The 18,827-nt window shown below is 44.4% G+C and carries 16 protein-coding genes; 5 read left to right on the top strand and 11 right to left on the bottom strand.

What is annotated here, in order from left to right; all coding sequences use genetic code 11:
• Positions 1-34: 34 nt before the first annotated feature.
• The 9 genes from glnE to pcnB form a co-directional block, all read right to left on the bottom strand.
• On the bottom strand, positions 35-2,728 hold the full coding sequence (gene glnE, locus J6578_RS02175; protein WP_287953791.1) for a bifunctional [glutamate--ammonia ligase]-adenylyl-L-tyrosine phosphorylase/[glutamate--ammonia-ligase] adenylyltransferase: 2,694 nt from the start codon (positions 2,726-2,728) through the stop codon (positions 35-37).
• A 208-nt stretch (positions 2,729-2,936) separates the two neighbouring features.
• Positions 2,937-3,416 carry an FKBP-type peptidyl-prolyl cis-trans isomerase gene (locus tag J6578_RS02180; protein ID WP_037490558.1) on the bottom strand — a complete coding sequence of 160 codons (480 nt, stop codon included), beginning with the start codon at positions 3,414-3,416 and terminating at the stop codon, positions 2,937-2,939.
• A gap of 96 nt (positions 3,417-3,512) precedes the next feature.
• Positions 3,513-5,513 (bottom strand): DNA helicase Rep, encoded by a 2,001-nt coding sequence (rep, locus tag J6578_RS02185; RefSeq protein ID WP_287953792.1) that lies wholly within the window; start codon positions 5,511-5,513, stop codon positions 3,513-3,515.
• Positions 5,514-5,601: 88 nt separating this feature from the next.
• Positions 5,602-6,261: a uracil-DNA glycosylase gene (ung, locus tag J6578_RS02190; protein ID WP_093090923.1), complete on the bottom strand. Its 660-nt coding sequence runs from the start codon at positions 6,259-6,261 to the stop codon at positions 5,602-5,604.
• A gap of 87 nt (positions 6,262-6,348) precedes the next feature.
• The gene (gene thiD, locus J6578_RS02195) at positions 6,349-7,173 is read right to left on the bottom strand and encodes a bifunctional hydroxymethylpyrimidine kinase/phosphomethylpyrimidine kinase (protein ID WP_093090925.1); all 825 of its coding nucleotides are present in this window, start codon (positions 7,171-7,173) and stop codon (positions 6,349-6,351) included.
• A gap of 172 nt (positions 7,174-7,345) precedes the next feature.
• A complete protein-coding gene (gene panB / locus J6578_RS02200) occupies positions 7,346-8,137 on the bottom strand; it encodes a 3-methyl-2-oxobutanoate hydroxymethyltransferase (RefSeq protein WP_287953793.1) in 792 nt (263 codons plus the stop codon).
• A 588-nt stretch (positions 8,138-8,725) separates the two neighbouring features.
• The gene (locus J6578_RS02205; RefSeq protein ID WP_239362537.1) at positions 8,726-9,358 is read right to left on the bottom strand and encodes a deoxynucleoside kinase; all 633 of its coding nucleotides are present in this window, start codon (positions 9,356-9,358) and stop codon (positions 8,726-8,728) included.
• Positions 9,359-9,369: 11 nt separating this feature from the next.
• Complete coding sequence (folK, locus tag J6578_RS02210) at positions 9,370-9,876, bottom strand: 2-amino-4-hydroxy-6-hydroxymethyldihydropteridine diphosphokinase (protein WP_287953794.1); 507 nt, start codon at positions 9,874-9,876, stop codon at positions 9,370-9,372.
• Entirely contained in the window at positions 9,873-11,207 is a 1,335-nt protein-coding gene (gene pcnB, locus J6578_RS02215; RefSeq protein ID WP_287953795.1) for a polynucleotide adenylyltransferase PcnB, read from the bottom strand. Before pcnB ends, folK begins: the two co-directional genes overlap by 4 nt.
• A 206-nt stretch (positions 11,208-11,413) precedes the next feature.
• On the opposite strand from pcnB, the gene J6578_RS02220 reads away from it, so the two are divergent.
• From J6578_RS02220 to J6578_RS02240, 5 genes are all read left to right on the top strand, one after another.
• Positions 11,414-11,599 (top strand): DUF3460 family protein, encoded by a 186-nt coding sequence (locus tag J6578_RS02220; protein ID WP_093091308.1) that lies wholly within the window; start codon positions 11,414-11,416, stop codon positions 11,597-11,599.
• 17 nt (positions 11,600-11,616) lie between these two features.
• Positions 11,617-12,285 carry an O-methyltransferase gene (locus J6578_RS02225; protein ID WP_100120868.1) on the top strand — a complete coding sequence of 223 codons (669 nt, stop codon included), beginning with the start codon at positions 11,617-11,619 and terminating at the stop codon, positions 12,283-12,285.
• 30 nt (positions 12,286-12,315) lie between these two features.
• Complete coding sequence (locus tag J6578_RS02230; RefSeq protein WP_287953796.1) at positions 12,316-12,987, top strand: tetratricopeptide repeat protein; 672 nt, start codon at positions 12,316-12,318, stop codon at positions 12,985-12,987.
• Positions 12,988-13,011: 24 nt separating this feature from the next.
• Positions 13,012-13,509, top strand: coding sequence for a 5-(carboxyamino)imidazole ribonucleotide mutase (purE, locus tag J6578_RS02235; protein ID WP_287953797.1), 498 nt, complete (start codon positions 13,012-13,014; stop codon positions 13,507-13,509).
• 397 nt (positions 13,510-13,906) lie between these two features.
• A complete protein-coding gene (locus tag J6578_RS02240; RefSeq protein ID WP_239324847.1) occupies positions 13,907-14,362 on the top strand; it encodes a hypothetical protein in 456 nt (151 codons plus the stop codon).
• 1,303 nt (positions 14,363-15,665) lie between these two features.
• Here the strand turns inward: J6578_RS02240 and J6578_RS02245 are convergent.
• Positions 15,666-17,330, bottom strand: a complete 1,665-nt coding sequence (locus J6578_RS02245; protein ID WP_287953798.1) for an AMP-binding protein — start codon at positions 17,328-17,330, stop codon at positions 15,666-15,668.
• A 152-nt stretch (positions 17,331-17,482) separates the two neighbouring features.
• A complete protein-coding gene (gene mnmA / locus J6578_RS02250) occupies positions 17,483-18,589 on the bottom strand; it encodes a tRNA 2-thiouridine(34) synthase MnmA (protein WP_100149749.1) in 1,107 nt (368 codons plus the stop codon).
• Positions 18,590-18,827: the final 238 nt, after the last annotated feature.

The raw sequence follows: 18,827 nt of genomic DNA on the forward strand, positions 1-18,827 counted from the left end.
TGCTGGTATAGTTTGAGCAGATTTCTGGACGCAATCATTCGGCCGGCGCGGCTGCAAACACTTGCGTCCATAGCTGCTTCACTACCTGATAATGTGCCAGTAAAGTAGCGTCTACAGGGGGCGTGACAGCATCGCGCAGGCGGGTATTATGTTGCTGCTGACGATAATAGCGGTAAGCAATGCGACTGCTTTCGGCCAGCCTGCTGTCTACCAGCCCTAGTTCGGCTGCAATACTGAGCAGAGCGATATTGCCGTAATTCTGTAATAATTGCGGATACTGATGTGCGTAGGCCAGTATCAGATACTGCACGATGAACTCAACATCCACGACACCGCCGCGAGCATATTTCACATTGCTGTTTACGGGAGGATGAGTAGGAAACATTTTTTCACGCATGGCAATGATTTCGGCACGTAACTCATCTATATTACGCTGGCGGCACAAAATTTCATTCCGCACAGCATCAAAGCGTGTACCCACACTGCTGTCTCCACCGATAAAACGTGCACGGGTTAAGGCCTGATGCTCCCATATCCATGCATTTTCACGTTGATAGCGTTCAAATGCCTGTATATGGGTAACAGTAAAACCTGAATCGCCGTTCGGGCGCAGGCGTAAATCAATATCGTAGAGCATACCGGCACCAGTGGGGACGGTAAGCCAGCTAGTCAACCGACGTGCCAGACGGGTATAGATATCGATAGCATCCGGATGGTCATCGGCAAAAATATAAACCAGATCCAGATCAGAAGTATAGCCCAGTTCTTTGCCACCCAGTTTACCATAGCCAATCACGGCAAAATGAGGAGTATCGGTGTGCCGGCGCGGCAATTGCGCCCACACTCTTGCCAATGCGGTTTGAATGATTAAATCGGCCAGAGCAGAAAGCTGGTCAGATAATGCTTCCACAGTCCACAAACCGGCCAAATCCTGCACGGCCAGACGGAAAGTCCACGCATGCTGAAACCGGCGCAGCACATCCATTTGTGTTTCAACATCCCCATGACAGTCATCAAGTAAACGTACCAGCTCCTGTGCATGTGCTGCCCAGTCGGTATCTATACGCATTAATTCATTGCTGAGCAGTTCATCCAGCAATACCGGATGCTGTTGTAAATAGGTAGCCACCCAGCTACTCTGGCTCATCAGCCCGGCCAGCTTTTCCAGTGCTTCCGGGCGCTCATGCATAAAAGCCAGATAGGAGCTGCGCCGTCCTATGGCTTCGAGAAAATCCAGTAAGCGGGTTAAAGTGGTGTCGGGCTGGGGATATTTGGCTGCCACACTAAGCACGGCTGGTATCATTTCATCAAAACGCTGTTGCGCTGCGGGTGACAGCTGTCGGTACTGGCTACCATGATGTAACTGTCGCAGACGTGGCAATACATTTTTAGCATCAAATCCATACGTTGCCAGCAGAGCTGTTTTTTCTTCGCAGTCACCTTCATCCTGCCATACGCGTACCATATCCGGATTTTGCGGCTTGGCTTTATCGTCTGGATCAATAAATATGGCATTAAAAATCTGGTTTACGGCCTCTCTATGCAGATTCAGTGCAGCCAGATAATCAGCATAATTGGCATAATCCATACTCTGTGCCAGCATTTGCTGTTGTTCAGCACCAGTGGGCAGCATCTGAGTTTGCTGGTCATCCCAGTATTGCAACCGGTGCTCGGTATCACGCAGAAAATGGTATGCCTGCAACAATGTGTCTACATTATCCCGTTGCAGCATACCCTGCTGTAGCAGTGTATGAAGCGTTTCCTGTGTACCTTTCAGTTGCAGACTGCGTACTTGTCCGCCACGTATCAACTGGAAAATCTGTGCGACAAATTCCACTTCACGGATGCCACCAGCGCCAAGTTTGATGTTATCGGCCATGCCCTTACGGGTAACTTCTCGCTGAATCTGCTGATGCAGGCTGCGCATGGCATCGTAGGCATTAAAATCCAGATATTTACGGTACACAAACGGTCGTACCAGTGCCGCTATATTATTCGGGTGACCCGTAATCAGGCGCGCTTTTGTCCATGCATAGCGCTCCCATTCCCGCCCGTGCTGGATCAGATACTGTTCCAGTGCCGTTTCATTAATCACCAGTGCGCCGGCATCACCATCTGGACGCAAACGCATATCAACGCGGAAAACCTGCCCATCGCCAGTAATATCATTTAACAGAGCGATGATTTTCTGACCAATTTTGGTAAAAAACTCCTGATTACTCTTTTGCCGTTTGCCATTGGTGTCGCCGGCTTCGGGAAAAACGAAAATCAAATCAATATCAGAAGAAACATTCAGCTCATAACCACCCATTTTGCCCATACCCACGACACTGAGGCGCTGAGGCGTAGCACTATGGTAGCCAATTGGTTCGCCATACAGGTCTGCATAGTATGCATGTGCATACTGTTCGGCGACATTGATGGCAAAATCAGCCAGATGGGTAATGGTGGTGGTGACCTCAGCCAAATCACTCACGCGCGCCAAATCACGCGCCATGATATGTGCCATCACATAACGACGCAGCAGACGTAACTGCCGTGCCAGTTCGGCTTCATGTTCACTGACCTGTAATTGCGCCCAATCGGCAAAACTGTAAAAATCTTCTGACTTTAGAGGTCGTTGCAGCCATGAATAAAGTCTGTCTGTATCAAGCAGATGATTATCCAGTAAACGACTTAGAAACAGTGAATATGGGCGGGCAGTGGCGAGAATTTGTGCGGGAGTCATGATGCCATCAATAAGAAAATTAATGCATGGTTATATCATACCGTCTGTCTCTGGTACTGTGAACTGGCAGCCAAAATACAATCATTTTCTGTCTGTCTGCACAACACAGCCAGTGCCAGTTAACAGATAACAATAAAGGGAATATTCAGCTCTGAGCAAATATTCCCTTTATGTCTGCGTTATAGCCACAAAACGGCTATATCAGTAATCAGTGATGATGGTCGTGCGCACCATGTGCATGACCATGTTCCAGCTCTTCAGCAGTAGCCGGACGAATATCTTTCACTGTGGCGATAAAGCGAATACGCTGGCCAGCCAATGGATGATTACCGTCCACCACTGCTTTACCATCGGCCACATCAGTAATGCGGTATACCATTACCTCACCAGTTTCCGGGTCATCAGCTTCAAACATCATGCCCACTTCCACTTCAACCGGAAAAACATCCAGCGGTTCAATGCGAATCAGGTCTTCTTCCTGTTCACCAAATGCATCATCCGGTGCCAGTGTAACATCGACTACATCGCCTACTTCTTTGTCATGTAATTGCTCTTCCACCAGTGGAAAAATACCGTCATAACCGCCATGCAAATAGCTAATCGGTTCTTCAGTTTTGTCTATCAGCTGGTTATCAGCATTAAACATTTCATAATCCAGCATCACAACAGAGTTTTTGGCGATTTTCATAACATTTTTCCATAATAAACTGCACAGGCAGCAAACAGTGACTAGTTTAACATGGAATTGACAACACCACATGCCACAGCAGTAAGCTAAGCACCGTCAGGATTGCAGACTATCCAGCCGTGCCATCATACTGGCCAGAATACTTTTTCCTTCTGACTGGCTGACAATAGGTTCACTGCCCTTGCGTCCAAGTAAACGAATGTCTTCAGCCGGCATCTCATCAATAAAACGGCTGGGTTCATGAAACTCCCATGAGCCGGCACGTTTGCGTTTATGGCAATGGGTCAGTGTGAGGGTTTGCCGTGCCCGGGTAATACCCACATACATCAGTCGGCGTTCCTCATCAATATTGCCTTCTTCTACACTATCGGCATGAGGAAAAACACCTTCTTCACAACCCACCAGAAATACATGAGGGTATTCCAGTCCTTTAGAAGCATGCAGTGTTGACATGCTTACCATATCCGCATCTTCATCTTCTTTGCCCTCCAGCAATGTCATCAGAGCAATCGTCTGGGCTATTTCAAGGATATTTTTGCCGTCTTCTTCACCTTTTTTGCCTATCCAGCCAAGTAAATCCCGAACATTGCACCACTTGATTTCTCCTGCGCGCCCTTCTTCGGTATTGAGCAGATGCGCTTCATAAGCGATATCAGCCAGCAGATTATGCAGCAGACTACCGGCAGATTCTGTGCTGGCTCGTGCCTGATAATCAGACAGCATGGCCATAAACTGCAGTAAAGGTTCGCGGCTTTTTGGCGACAGTTCTACCATTGCCTCCATACTGCGTGCCGCTTCAAACAGACTGCACTGTGCCACCTTGGCATAATTATTCAGTTTGGCCAGCGTGGTCTCGCCCACCCCTCGCCGCGGTGTTGTCACCGCGCGTAAAAATGCCGGATCATCATCGGGATTGGCCAGCAAACGCACATAGGCAAGCACATCCTTGATTTCGGCCTTATCAAAAAAACTCTGTCCGCCGGAAAGCCGGTATGGGATGCGCCGGCTGCGCAAGGCCTCTTCAAATACCCTTGCCTGATGATTACCACGGTACAGAATGGCAAAATCCCGGTAATGCACCGCATCGCCACCAACCAGCTTCTGATGGGCAATCCGGCTGACTACCAAATCAGCTTCATGGGTTTCATTTTTACAGGCAATCACATCAATCATGTCGCCAAGACCATATTCACTCCACAAGGTTTTAGCAAACAGCTTGGGATTATGTGCAATAACCTGATTGGCAACACGCAATATGCGTGCTGTAGAACGGTAGTTCTGCTCCAGCTTAATAATTTTCAAATCCGGATAATCCTGCTGTAACAGCCGCAGGTTTTCCATATTGGCACCACGCCACGCATAGATACTCTGATCATCATCACCTACTGCCGTGAACTTACCCTCTGCACCGGTAAGCAGTCGCATTAAGGCATACTGGCAGGTATTGGTATCCTGACATTCATCGACCAGTAAATAACGCAAACGTAATTGCCATTTATAGCGAATATCTGCGTCTGTTTGTAACAGCTCAACCGGTATACGAATTAAATCATCAAAATCCACAGCCTGATAACTGGTTAGAGTATCCTGATAGGAAGCGTATAACTGCCCGATCTGATGCGTCCAAGGGTCTTCTGCCTGTCGAATAACTGCTTCAGGTGTGAGCAGACTGTTTTTCCACAGTGAAATCTGGTGTTGCGCTTTGAATACCATTTCCCGGCCACTACTGCCCAGTAACTCGCTGATAATTTTGCCGGCGTCGGCACTATCCAGAATGGAAAACTGTTTCTTATATCCGGCCGCAGCTGCCTCTTCGCGCAGAAAGCGCATACCCAGTGAATGAAAGGTACATATAGTCAAACCTCGAGTTTGCGGTTTGCGCAGTAAATGCCCCACCCGTTCCTGCATTTCCCGTGCTGCTTTATTGGTGAAAGTGATGGCTGCAATCTGCTGTGGCGGATAATTTGCCTGAGTAATCAGGTAGGCAATTTTTTCAGTTATGACGCGCGTTTTGCCACTACCCGCACCAGCCAGCACTAATAGCGGCCCGGCAAGATAATGAATCGCTTCGTGTTGTTGCGGGTTTAGATTTAACATGGTTTTAATGATGCTTTCCAGCAAGGCAGAACAAGGTTATTTACCTGAAAAGCGTAGCTGCCATATGCTGGCCGGTAAACAGCATGCTTTATAGCTGCCAGTCAATCGGGCTCATACCGTGCTCTTGCAAGTATGCATTGGCTTTGGAAAAGTGTTTGCAGCCAAAAAAGCCCCGATAAGCCGATAAAGGCGATGGATGTGGCGCCGATAACACCAGATGCTTGTGCCGATCAATCATGGCACCCTTTTTCTGAGCATGACTGCCCCACAGCATAAATACAATATGCTCACGTTGAGCATTCAGTACTGCAATTACTTGGTCGGTAAAAGTTTCCCAGCCTAGCTCAGCATGTGAATGAGCCTGTCCCGCACGTACAGTTAAAACAGTATTGAGTAACAATACACCCTGTTCTGCCCAATACTGCAAATAGCCATGCTGTGGAATCTGAAAACCGGGGATATCATCCGCCAGCTCTTTATAGATATTCACTAATGAAGGTGGAATGGCAATACCCTGCCGTACAGAAAAAGATAAACCATGTGCCTGCTGCGGACCATGATAAGGATCCTGCCCAAGAATCACCACCTTAACCTGAGCAAATTCAGTTGCCTTAAATGCGTTGAACACATCCTGAGCAGGCGGATAGATTATCTTACCGGCTAACCTTTCCGCTCGTACTACCTCAAGAATACGCTGAAAATACGGTTGCTGTTTCTCTGCACCAATTGCCTGATGCCATGTCTGCATTAGCACTCCCCCTGTCTGAATAAGGACAATTCCTGCCTTACCCCGATTAGTTGTCAAGTAGCCAATTTTAACATATAGATGAAACCATTAATCACGTTTTATGCGCCAGAAATGGGCTAACGGACCATAACCATGACCAAGATGCCAGTGCTGGCCTGCATCAATCGCACCATGCACATAGCTTTTGGCTGCTGCCACCGCATTAACCAGATTCTCATGCTTGGGACGTAAAGCAGCTATTGCAGCGGAAAGAGTGCAGCCAGTACCATGTGTATGAGAAGTTTTAATCCGTAAACTTTTGAAACATACCGGTTCGCAGCCTACTTCCAGCAGCCAGTCAGTTGCCTCTTCAGAATCATTACGGTGTCCTCCCTTTACCAGTACGGCCTGACACCCTTCATCCAACAATATCTGCCCTTGTTCCAGCATTTCCTGATCGCTGGTGGCAATCGGCCTATGCGTTAATGTAGACAGTTCAAACAGATTGGGGGTAAGAACATCCGCCAGTGGCATTAGCCGTTGTTTCAGCGCCTGTACAGTATTTTCTATTGACAACGCAGAACCAGATGTGGCCACCATCACCGGATCCAATACAGTAAAAGGCAGATGATACTGCTGTAAGACTTCCGCCACAGTATGAATACTCTCAACATCGGCGAGCATACCGATTTTAACCGCATCAATCCGAATATCCGACATCACCGCGGCACATTGTGCCTCAATCATATTCGGAGGGACAACCATCACCTGCTGTACACCAAAAGTATTTTGCGCAGTAATGGCCGTAATGACACTGGTACCATATGCACCAAGCGCAGCAAAAGTTTTTAAATCCGCCTGAATACCAGCACCACCACTGGAATCAGAACCGGCAATAGTCATTGCACGGGGGTAAGGCTTGGCCAGTGCCATAGGTATCTCTCTAAATATTTCTATTAGTCAACGGATTAACTTATATATACTTTCTGCAAAAAAAACAAGTTTATGCAAATATCCGCATACTATCTGATTTGCCCGTTTGTAAAGACAAAGACGGGCAAACAGATAATTATTTCAAACAGAAACACAATCTTAACTAAAATAATCAGTCAGTAAAACTGTGCTCCATACCCGGAAACACTTTTGCCTTTACTTGATTTACATAAGTGCTGATTGCAGCCTGAATAGTGTCATTTCCCTGCATAAAGTTTTTAACAAATTTGGCTGTTTTACCCGGATAAATACCCAGCATATCGTGCATTACCAGTACCTGCCCATCACAATCCACACCAGCACCAATACCGATAGTAGGACAGCTTACTGTAGCAGTAACCTGCGCGGCCAGCTGTACTGGTACACATTCCATCAGCACCATATCCGCCCCTGCATGAGCATGTGCCTGAGCATCTGCCAGCAATTGTGCCGCGGCCTCACCACGACCCTGTACCTTATAGCCGCCCAGCGTATGCACAGATTGCGGAGTAAGCCCAATATGCGCACAAACCGGAATACCGCGCTGCTGCAAAAACTGCGTGGTTTCTGCTATCCAAGCGCCACCTTCAAGTTTAACCATGTGTGCACCAGCCACCATCAGGCGCACCGCTGCTGCAAAAGCCTGTTCCTTACTTTGCTGGTAGGCACCAAATGGCAAATCGGCCACAATTAGCGCCTGCTGATTGCCACGCGCCACCGCAGCCGTGTGGTAACAAATATCCTCTACACTAACCGGAATGGTAGAAGTTTGCCCTTGTACCGCCATGCCAAGCGAGTCACCAATCAGCAGCACATCAACACCTGCATCACTCATCAGGCGGGCAAAACTGGCATCATAACAGGTAAGCATAGCAATTTTTTCGCCAGCCGCTTTCATTTTTCTTAAAGTATGAATAGTATGCATACAGCTAAATCCGTTAATTATGTTCATTGGAAAGATACTGCTGGCAGCTACTGCCGATTTGTCTATCGTCAAAATATCAACAAAAGACATCGGTATCAGTTAAAGCAAATAGCATCCAGCCTGTATTAATGACCTGCAAAATACCACAGACGCTCGATCTACCAGAGCAGATTAACAAATATTTTGCTAGCGACTATCCATCCTTTAGCTCAAGAGATCATTGCTAACAATTAATTTAATTTGCGCACAAATATCAGATTTGGCAACTGATACCGACAGCACTGTATGACCTCCCGAATCCCTCCCCCGTATTATTAACTGCTGAATTTGCAGCTAAAAGCTCACTATAGTGCAAGCCAACATATAAAAACTGTACTTTCCGGGAGAAAAGTACAGTTAACAGCGCTATCAGCTGAAAAATATTTCCGCTAATTTCTAAATAAGCAGAATAGAATCATTGATATTTATTTACTTATATTAAAAAAAGCATAGCCAATTAAAATAGCAAATTCACAACAGCCTCATCCTGCAAATTCACAACAAGCCGCAGATATTAACAGCATCTTTATCAGATGCCTCATAATATAACTACTCACTCAGATTCAAATAGTTGCGACTACCCTGCATATTAGCAATAGTATTTAACAACAGTTCAAAATGATCGTCATTACCAAGAAAATCCAGCTCATTGGTATTAGCAATTAACAGAGGAGCATGCTGGTATAAATGAAAGAAACGGCGATATTCTGCATGAATCTGTTGTAGATAGCCCGCAGGAAACAGATTTATTAACCCATCACCCCGTTGATGCAGACGCCTGTCCAGCAAATCATCATCTGCTTCCAGATAAATCACCAAATCGGGTACCGGAAATTTCGGCATCACTTTCTGCTTGACTTGCCAGTACAGAGTCTGCTCATCTTCGCGCAAAATAACCGGCACGTATATCTGGTCTTTTTCCAGCAGAAAATCAGCAATTATCCGTGAACGGCGCTCATCTTCAGCATAAATTACATTGATTGCTTCGCAACGACGTATCAGAAAATGCATCTCGGTGGCCAAACCATGATTAGTGGCATTGAGATAAAATTTTTCCAGAAACGGATTGCTTTCCGGTATTTCCGACAGTAGTAAGGCATCAAAATACTGCGCCAGACGACGGCTTAAAGCTGATTTACCACTGCCTATAGAGCCTTCTACGACAATGTAGCGATAATCCATATTTTCCCTGCCTAGTCCTGACCATCAGTAATAATCGTCACCGCATCCGGCTGTGCTTTCAATAATTTCGCAGCCAGAGTTGAAGCACTGCCATGTGTACCAATCACATAATATGGAGCAATGGCAGCCAGCGGAGTCATCACAAAGGCACGCTCATGTGCACGCGGATGAGGCAGAACCAAATCAGTATCATTAAAAATCTGATGATGGTAATCAATCAGATCCAAATCAATAACTCGCGGACCATTGGGAACATTGCGTACCCGACCCAACTGCTCTTCCAGCTTTAACAAAGCGCTTAACAATTCAGGAGCACTCAGCGTGGTATGAACCAATACCACTGCATTGACAAAATCAGGCTGGTCAGTCAGCCCTACCGGCTTAGTCTTATAAAGTGGTGAAATTGCCTTAACGCGAACACCTGCAAGCTGATTTAAAGCCGCCATGGCTGCCTCAACCTGCTGGCGCGGATTTTTTAGATTTGCCCCTAAAGCAATAACCGCTGTCATTGTATTCATAATTCCTCCTGCTTGGATTGCTTATTTCGTCTGTTACGATATCGTTTTTGTCTTGTTGAAGTTTTTTCCATCTGCATGGCCGCACAGATTAACTGTTCCCGCTCTGCATCTGAACCATGCTGAAAAGTCTGCCACCATTGAACGGTTTCCTGCGGCAATTCGCCTAGTGTTGCACGCAGACACATAAAATCAAAAGCAGCGCGAAAACGTGGCTGACCAAGTAAACGGTAAGGCCGTGCCCCGCGCATATTTTCAAACTGAGGCTGTAAAGACCAGATTTCACGCATAGTAACACTATACCGCTGCGGCACACCCCAGCGTTTATCCACATATTGTCGTTCCGAAGCGATGGCCGCATTCATAGCCGCATTGGTACGCATGCCAGCGGCCTGTTCGCGCTGCCATGCATCTCTGATATGAGGCCATAACACAGCAGCCAGTACAAAGCCCATCGAAACTGATTTATCTGCCCGCAGACGTTCATCCGTATTATGCAGAGCCAATGCGACAATATTATCATCACTTTCACCACCCGGCATCAGTGCATCAAGTAATGGGTGAGTATTTTTCAACCCAAGAACAGCCATTTGACGCAGACATGCCTGAGCATTGCCACTAAACAGAATCTTCAGTACTTCATCAAATAGCCGGGCTGGTGGTTCGCGTTGTAGTAATTGCGCACATTCGGCAATCGGCTTAGATGTATGCTTATCGACAGAAAAACCAAGTTTGCCTGATAGTCGTGCTGCACGCAACATCCGTACCGGATCTTCCTGATAGCGCTCCAGTGAATTACCAATCATTACCAGACGACGGTTACGGACATCTTCTATTCCATGATGAAAATCCAGAATAACCTGACGCTGGGGATCATAGTACAGTGCATTAGCAGTAAAATCGCGACGCATTGCATCCTGCTCAAGGGTACCGAAACTGGCATCTTTCATAATCCGGCCGAGCTCATTGTGGCTATTGACCACACCACCCCGGAAAGTTGTTACCTCTATCGTTTCCGGACCAACCATAACATGTACAATCGGAAAACGCCGGCCAATAATGCGGCTGCGCCTGAACAGCTTGCGTACCTGCTCAGGCGTGGCATTAGTCGCCACATCAAAATCTTTAGGTGTCACACCTAGCAACAAATCACGCACAGCACCGCCCACCACATAGGCCTGATATCCTTCTTTCTGCAAGCGCGTAATAACTTTTTCCGCAGCAAAACTAAGCTCATCTGCCTGAATATTGTGTTGAGCCAAGGGTATTTCCCGTTTTCTGCCACCACGAATACTCTTTCGCGGCAAAACCCTATGTAACCAATTTGTTAGCATAAATAATACAATAATTTATGAAAAAATACTCGCGTGCCGCAGCAAACACGACCAATAAAACGGCATAGTATAACCCAATCTGCTCATATCTTATCATTCCCCGCTGCCAAAACTGGTGCAATAAGGCCAGTATCTACACCAGTAGGCGCTAATTTGTATATAATATTACACTCGTTTCTGAATAACATATGCAAGAACAAACCAAAATGTACAATTATCAGTCTGACACTACCCGATTCCTGAATGAATTTATGGCAAAACACCCCGAAGAAGCCCAAACTCAGCTAAAACATCGCGGCATGTTATGGGATGTCCAGCTCAACCCAGAAGATGAAGCAAATTTTGCTGCTGCCAAACTGCCGAAAAAAGGCTATACCTATCTGACAGAATAATCGCTGGCTGGACAGTTATGAGTCAACACACCTGTCTGAGTACGCCCGCATTAGCGCAATATCTGGCCGGAATTAATCCTGTAGAAGAACCCTTGCTGGCACAGCTGCGTGCAGAAACCGCACAACACCGCAAGGGTGCCATGAGCATGGCACAGGAGCAGATAAAATTACTGGTGTGGCTGGCCAAGCTGATTCAGGCGCGTCATTATCTCGAAATCGGCGTTTTTACCGGTTACAGCAGTACCGCCATGGCGCTGGCGCTGCCTGATGACGGACACATTACAGCCTGTGACATTAACGTTACCTATACCGATATTGCTCGCCGCTATTGGCAACTGGCTAAAGTCAGCCACAAAATACAGTTACACCTGCAACCGGCGCTAATCACACTGGATAAACTAATCGCCACTAATCAGACCAATCATTACGACATCGCCCTGATAGATGCAGACAAAACACCTACTCCCTATTATTTTGAACGTTGCCTGCAATTGGTTCGCCCTGGTGGCATTATCGCCATAGATAATGTATTGCTGCATGGCCGTGTTGCTCAGACAGCCACTGGCAGTGAATCTGAAAGTGTTCACATCATGCGTCAGTTTAACGCTGGGCTAATTCACGATCAGCGCATCTGTCCATTAACCATACCGCTGGGTGATGGTCTGACACTTATTCAGAAAAAATGATCATAATCACCCAGAGGAGCAAAACGCCACATGCCACTTTCAAACTATCGTCATTTCTGTCTGGTACTGATCACTATTTTAACCATCAGCGCATGTAGCAGCACTATGCCTGCTACCTCCGGCACAACCATTACCCCTACCTCAGACGATCCAGCGCCAGAAATTACCCAGACTGCTAACCAGCTCAGCCAGATTCAGGCACAACTGACCAGTCTACAAACTCAGATTAACGGGTTGCAAAATCAGATTAACGATGTTCGCCAGCAACAGGCCACCTTGTCGCGCTATATGAATGTACGTACGCCCAGCAGTAATGTTAATTCAGCCAAAACACCAGCCACCAGCGACAATATCAGCGAAGCACGCCGTTTATATAATGCAGGACTTTATGCACAAAGTATCCGGCTACTTAAAAATGCTGATAGTGGTGGCAATGGCAATACACTGGCACGGGAGCGTATGTGGTTACTCCTGCAAAACCATGCCCGATTAAACAACTGCGAATCAGCTATCAATATTGGCAAACGTTTCGTCAACCTGTTCCCGCAGTCTAGCCAAAGCCCAAATGCCTTGTATCTGGTGGCACAATGTCAGGCACATTTACAACAGCAGGATATTGCCCGTACCACTTATCAGCGCATTATCAGCAGTTATCCCAATAGTAGTGCAGCCAACAAAGCCAGACATCAGTTAAAAAAATAACCCGTTTATCAGTAAAGGTATAACATGAGCACGCCACTAATCGGCATCATTATGGGTAGTAACAGCGATTATCCAGTAATGCAGCAAGCTGAACAATTTCTGCAACAATTCAGCATTCCATATGAAATACGTGTTGTTTCCGCCCATCGTACTCCGGATTTAATGTTTGAATATGCCGAAAATGCACGTGCACGCGGCCTGAAAGCAATTATTGCCGGCGCCGGAGGCGCAGCTCACCTGCCAGGCATGGTTGCTGCCAAAACCACTGTTCCAGTACTGGGTGTACCTGTTCCGAGCAAATATCTGCGTGGTGAAGATTCATTATTGTCTATTGTACAAATGCCTAAAGGAGTACCTGTAGCCACATTCGCTATTGGTGAAGCCGGTGCAGCCAATGCTGCCCTGTTTGCCATCTCACTACTAGCCAATGATAATCCCGAGCTGGCACAAAAACTAGCTGATTTTCGTGAAAACCAGAAACAAAGCGTTCTGGCCATGAATTTATCCAGCCAGCCTGCCTGATTGCCATAACTTCTTATAGCCATCTTCTGAATAACAGCCCATGCTGAACAGAATTACCCTGGTGCAGTTAGTATGATATATGTTTATTACCCACGCAGATTAAATATTACATCATTACCTGCCTGCGGTTCTATCGCCGCATTATTGCAAAACAACAATATCGAGTTAATACAGCGAATAAAACACAAAAGCATTAGATAACTGCCGAGAAGATAGAAAAAATAGTGTTAAATAAATTTTTTACAAATTAGGTGAACTAAAAAATATTAAAACCAGAAAAACAAATTAGTTTTAATCAATATAATTATACTAAAGATGAGTTAACTCAATAGTACGCTAAAAATATTATATTGATATTTGATAGTGCCTTAAATTTATTGGTAATAATGGTATATTTATGATTAATTTTACTTTGCAGTCACTAGAAAAAGGCTTGCCTGGGTTAACTTTTGAGTTCGCTATACCAGCAACCAAAGATAATGCTTGGAGTGAAACATCAAAATATCTGGCAGAAAGCGCATTTTGCTTTATTGAAGGTATTATATACAACAATGTATCCAAGTATCAAAACTATGGCCATTGGGGAACAACTGAAGTGAATAAAGCACAGTGGTTCTCTATAAAATCAGAGTTAATTAAACTCAAATATAAGGTTGATCACTCCCAAAAGCTAAACGAGCTTAAACATGATTTATTTGATTTTAAATTTATTTTTGATGATGATGATTTACAAGAAATGACAAAAAATTTTTCCCAATATAAATTACCGTTGTCACAGATGATTAGTGACTTTATAACATGGATTGATGGCAATATACAAAAATATGGCTCAATCTATATTTTGGGTATATAACACTCTCTTTTTTAATATATTAGCGAATGTACCATAATAACAATTATTGATTAGATTCCGCGATTAACAGTAATAAATGACCAAGTCTTCAAAGTGAAAAAGCTACTTTCACCATACAAACTAAAATTAAAAATACTGTTAGCATAATAAATGCAATCACATAAACGTATTGCCAATTCTTAAATAAAAAAATAATCACCCTGTAATCACAATTAAGAGCAACTATTCTTCTATACTTGGGAGTGAAAAGATTAATTGTACGCCAATAATAATTCCCAATATTGTACCTATTACGCGTAATTATAAACGCTGTTTAGTGGTTAAATAGTTAAGTTGGTACACAAACAAACTAATTAAAATAATCCTATAACCATTTTCTTAAAAAGAGAAGATGAGACTAGAAAGGAGGAAAGGAGACTAAAAAAGATATTAAAAAAAGAGTTCACTTATTTTAAACTCTTAGAATGTTTCATTTTCTCTTTTTTAAGATTTTATATACATATAATTCATTGATTAAAAATATTATTTCAAAATTTCATGAACTGGTTCGAGCTAATTAATCAATTTAATAAATGGGAGAAAAATTTCTTGTTTCACTCCCCTGCTTCTTTCACCTTAATAACGTAAATTTTCTCAAAGTCAGAAGATAATTTCCAGCCATTCGCATACCGAAAACCAGAGCTAAGCGAATTAACAGAAAATACACCTATATTTTCTGTATCTCAAAGAAGCGGTAATTTTCTAACATCGCATTCTATATAAATATCATATCCTGATTTGTGGAATGGCAAGACATATTCAAATTACAAAATTAAGGGGTAGTTATTTGTTAAATTCCGCTGGGGGCTAATAACCCAAGGATGAATGTAATCGTTTGTGATTGTATCAATTAAACATAAGCCGCAAAAAATTGTTGCACTCACTCGTTTGTGATTATATTTCTCTGCTTTAACCAACTTAGTTTTAATACTTGGATAGGCTATACTAACTCATACAGCTTTTTAGTGGGATAATTGCATAGTTTATCTGCGCAGGATTCATTCCTATTTTAAATATTGACAATAAATTATTTAACCAAAAATCCTGTACACCATAATAATGGTTGAGTTATATACTTATAAATATAATTATTTTTTATAATATATTTATATACTACCTATTTCATTACTGAAAAATACAAATCAGATTCGAGCAGTATTTAGTCATAACTAAATATTATTATCCTGTCCGCAAATAATACACACGGATAGAACAAAAACGGTTACTGCATAATGGCAGTAACCGTTTTTCTGTATCTGAAAAATTATTTGTTGGTGCGTAAATCCTTACGCAGAATCTTGCCTACCGCAGATTTAGGCAATTCAGGGCAGAATTCAATATCTTTTGGCACTTTATAACCAGTCAGATTCTGGCGACAATAAGCAATAATCTGTTCACGTGTCAGATTGGGATCGCGTTTAACCACAAATAATTTAATCGCCTCACCACTTTTCTCATTGGGTATACCAATACAGGCTACTTCCAATACTTCGGGCATAGCGGCTACTATTTCTTCCACCTCATTCGGATAGACATTGAAACCTGATACCAATATCATGTCTTTCTTGCGGTCAACCAGACGCACATAGCCTTTGGCATCAATTTCAGCCATATCACCCGTAGCCACAAAGCCACGGCTATCCAGTACTTTAGCGGTTTCCTCCGGCCGGTTCCAGTAGCCTTTCATCACCTGCGGCCCCTGCACCCATAACTCACCCACTTCACCAATACCCAGCACCTTACCGTTATCATCACGGATTTCAATATCCGTATTCGATACTGGCAAACCTGCCGTACCTGTATATTCAGGATTATTTAAGGGATTAGCACACACGCCCGGGCTGGCTTCAGTCAGACCATAGGCATCGATAATTGGTACACCAGTAATGGCTTTCCACTCCTGCGCCACTACTTTCTGAGTAGCCATCCCGCCGCCCAGAACCAATTTCCATGATGCAAAGTCAATTGTTTTAAATTCCTCATTATGAATCAATGCATTAAACAATGTATTGACACCACTCATTACTGTTACCCGATTCTTTTTCAATACTTTAACCAAAGCATTGATATCACGCGGATTGGTAATCAGAATATTCTTGGAGCCAGTATTGGCAAAAATCATAATATTCACAGTGAGTGAAAAAATATGATACAGCGGCAATGGCGTTACCACCACTTCCTCGCCCGGTGTCAGATTGGCTTTAATCCATTCCGATGCCTGCTGCATATTGGCCACAATATTGCCATGTGTCAGCATTGCCCCCTTGGAAACACCAGTTGTACCGCCGGTATACTGCAATAATGCCAAATCTTCCAGTTCCAATGGTACTGGGGTAAAACGCTGCTTTTTCCCCAGCGCCAATGCCTGAGCAAAAGTAATCGACTGAGGAAGATGAAAAGGCTTCACCATTTTTTTAACTTTGCGCAGCATGAAATTCACCACACTGCCCTTTAGCCAGCCAAGCATCTCACCCATACTGGCCACAATTACCTGTTTAACTGCTGTTTGTGCCAATACTTCAGCCACTGTATGGGCAAAATTTTCCAGCACGATAATGGCAGTAGCACCTGAATCAATCAGTTGATGGGCCAACTCACGCGGTGTATACAGCGGGTTGACATTCACCACAACACCACCCGCCTGCAATACACCAAATACGGTAATCGGATATTGCAACACATTCGGCATCATAATTGCTACCCGTTCACCTTTTTGCAGCTTGAGTATATTCTGCAAATAAGAAGTAAACTGATTCACATAAGTAGCAGTTTGCGTATAAGTAAGCGTTGTACCCATATTGGAAAAACTTGGCTGCGGACCAAACTTCTTTACACTGGAGTGCAGCACGTCAATAATCGACGAATAAGCACGCACATCCACCTCTGCCCGCACCCCTTCCTGATAACTATTTAACCAGATTTTTTCCATTATCTTTTATCCTTCTGCAACAATACGTCTGATTTAAAAGGAAGTAAGGAAATTTCAGTCAAAACCAACTTTAAAGAAAACATCAAATCAGAACTTCAGCATTATTGCCTGTAAGATGACTGCCTGTATCCAGACAGTCTGTTGAAATTAAACTAATTATTATAAATACTGTGGCTATCAGTATCATTGATAATACCACCACCCAGACATACCTCGCCAGCATACAGTACCGCAGATTGTCCGGGCGTTACTGCCCACTGCGGTTGATCAAACACCAGCTCAGCACAATCATCATCCAGATAGCGCAAAGTAGCCTGTGCGTCTGGCATCCGGTAACGAGTCTTGACTCCATATCGCCCCTCAGCCGGTCGCTGCAAAGTAGTGAAACTCAAATCATGCATAATCAGGCTGTGGCTAAATAACAGTGGATGATCATGCCCCTGTACCACCACAAGCTCATTACGTGGCAGATTTTTACCGGCTACGAACCACGGTTCGCCATCACCACCAATGCCCAAACCTTTACGCTGTCCTAGGGTGTAATACATCAGGCCTTCATGTTCACCTACCACTTTACCTTCCGGCGTTACCATTGCGCCCGGATTGGTAGGCAGATAACGCTGTAAAAACTGTCTGAAAGGTCGCTCACCAATGAAGCAGATACCAGTGCTGTCTTTTTTCTTTGCTGTCGGCAATTGTGCCTGTTCAGCCAGCAGACGTACCTGAGATTTTTCCAGTTCGCCCAGTGGAAACAAAGCACGCTGCAACTGATAGGGTTGCAGACGATACAGAAAATAGCTCTGGTCTTTATTCTGATCCAGCCCTTTGAGCAGATAATGCACACCATCACGCACATCCTTGCGCGCATAATGTCCGGTAGCAATCAAATCCGCGCCACCGGCCAGTGCATGTTCCAGAAAACACTTGAATTTAATTTCAGCATTACACAGTACATCCGGATTAGGTGTGCGCCCAGCCTGATATTCCTGCAGAAAATACGCAAAAACATTGTCTTTATACTGACCAGCAAAATTAACAATATCGATATCCATGCCAATCAAGTCGGCCACAGCTACCGCATCAAGTGAATCCTGCTTGATGGAGCAATATTCGTCATCGTTATCGTCTTCCCAGTTTTGCATGAAAACACCGCGCACATCATAACCACCCTGTCTGAGCAGCCAAGCAGTGACCGATGAATCCACACCACCGGACATACCAACAACAATACGTTGGGATAAATTTGCCTTTATATTCATTTATATTCATCCAAAACCGGCGCAGATTGTGCCACAGCTACAGCGTAGCCACAACTTGCCGGTATCAATTAATCTTTTAGCATACTAGCCATATGCCAGCATAAACACACAATAATCATTAAAAGGAAGTATTTTTTCCTGAAAGACGGCCGGCAGAGCAGCAACAAAATAAATAACACAGGCTGCCGGTACTGCAATATTTGTCCGCAGACAAATAATCACAATACCAGCAGCCTGT

Source organism: Snodgrassella sp. (assembly GCF_024103505.1).
GTDB lineage: Bacteria > Pseudomonadota > Gammaproteobacteria > Burkholderiales > Neisseriaceae > Snodgrassella > Snodgrassella communis.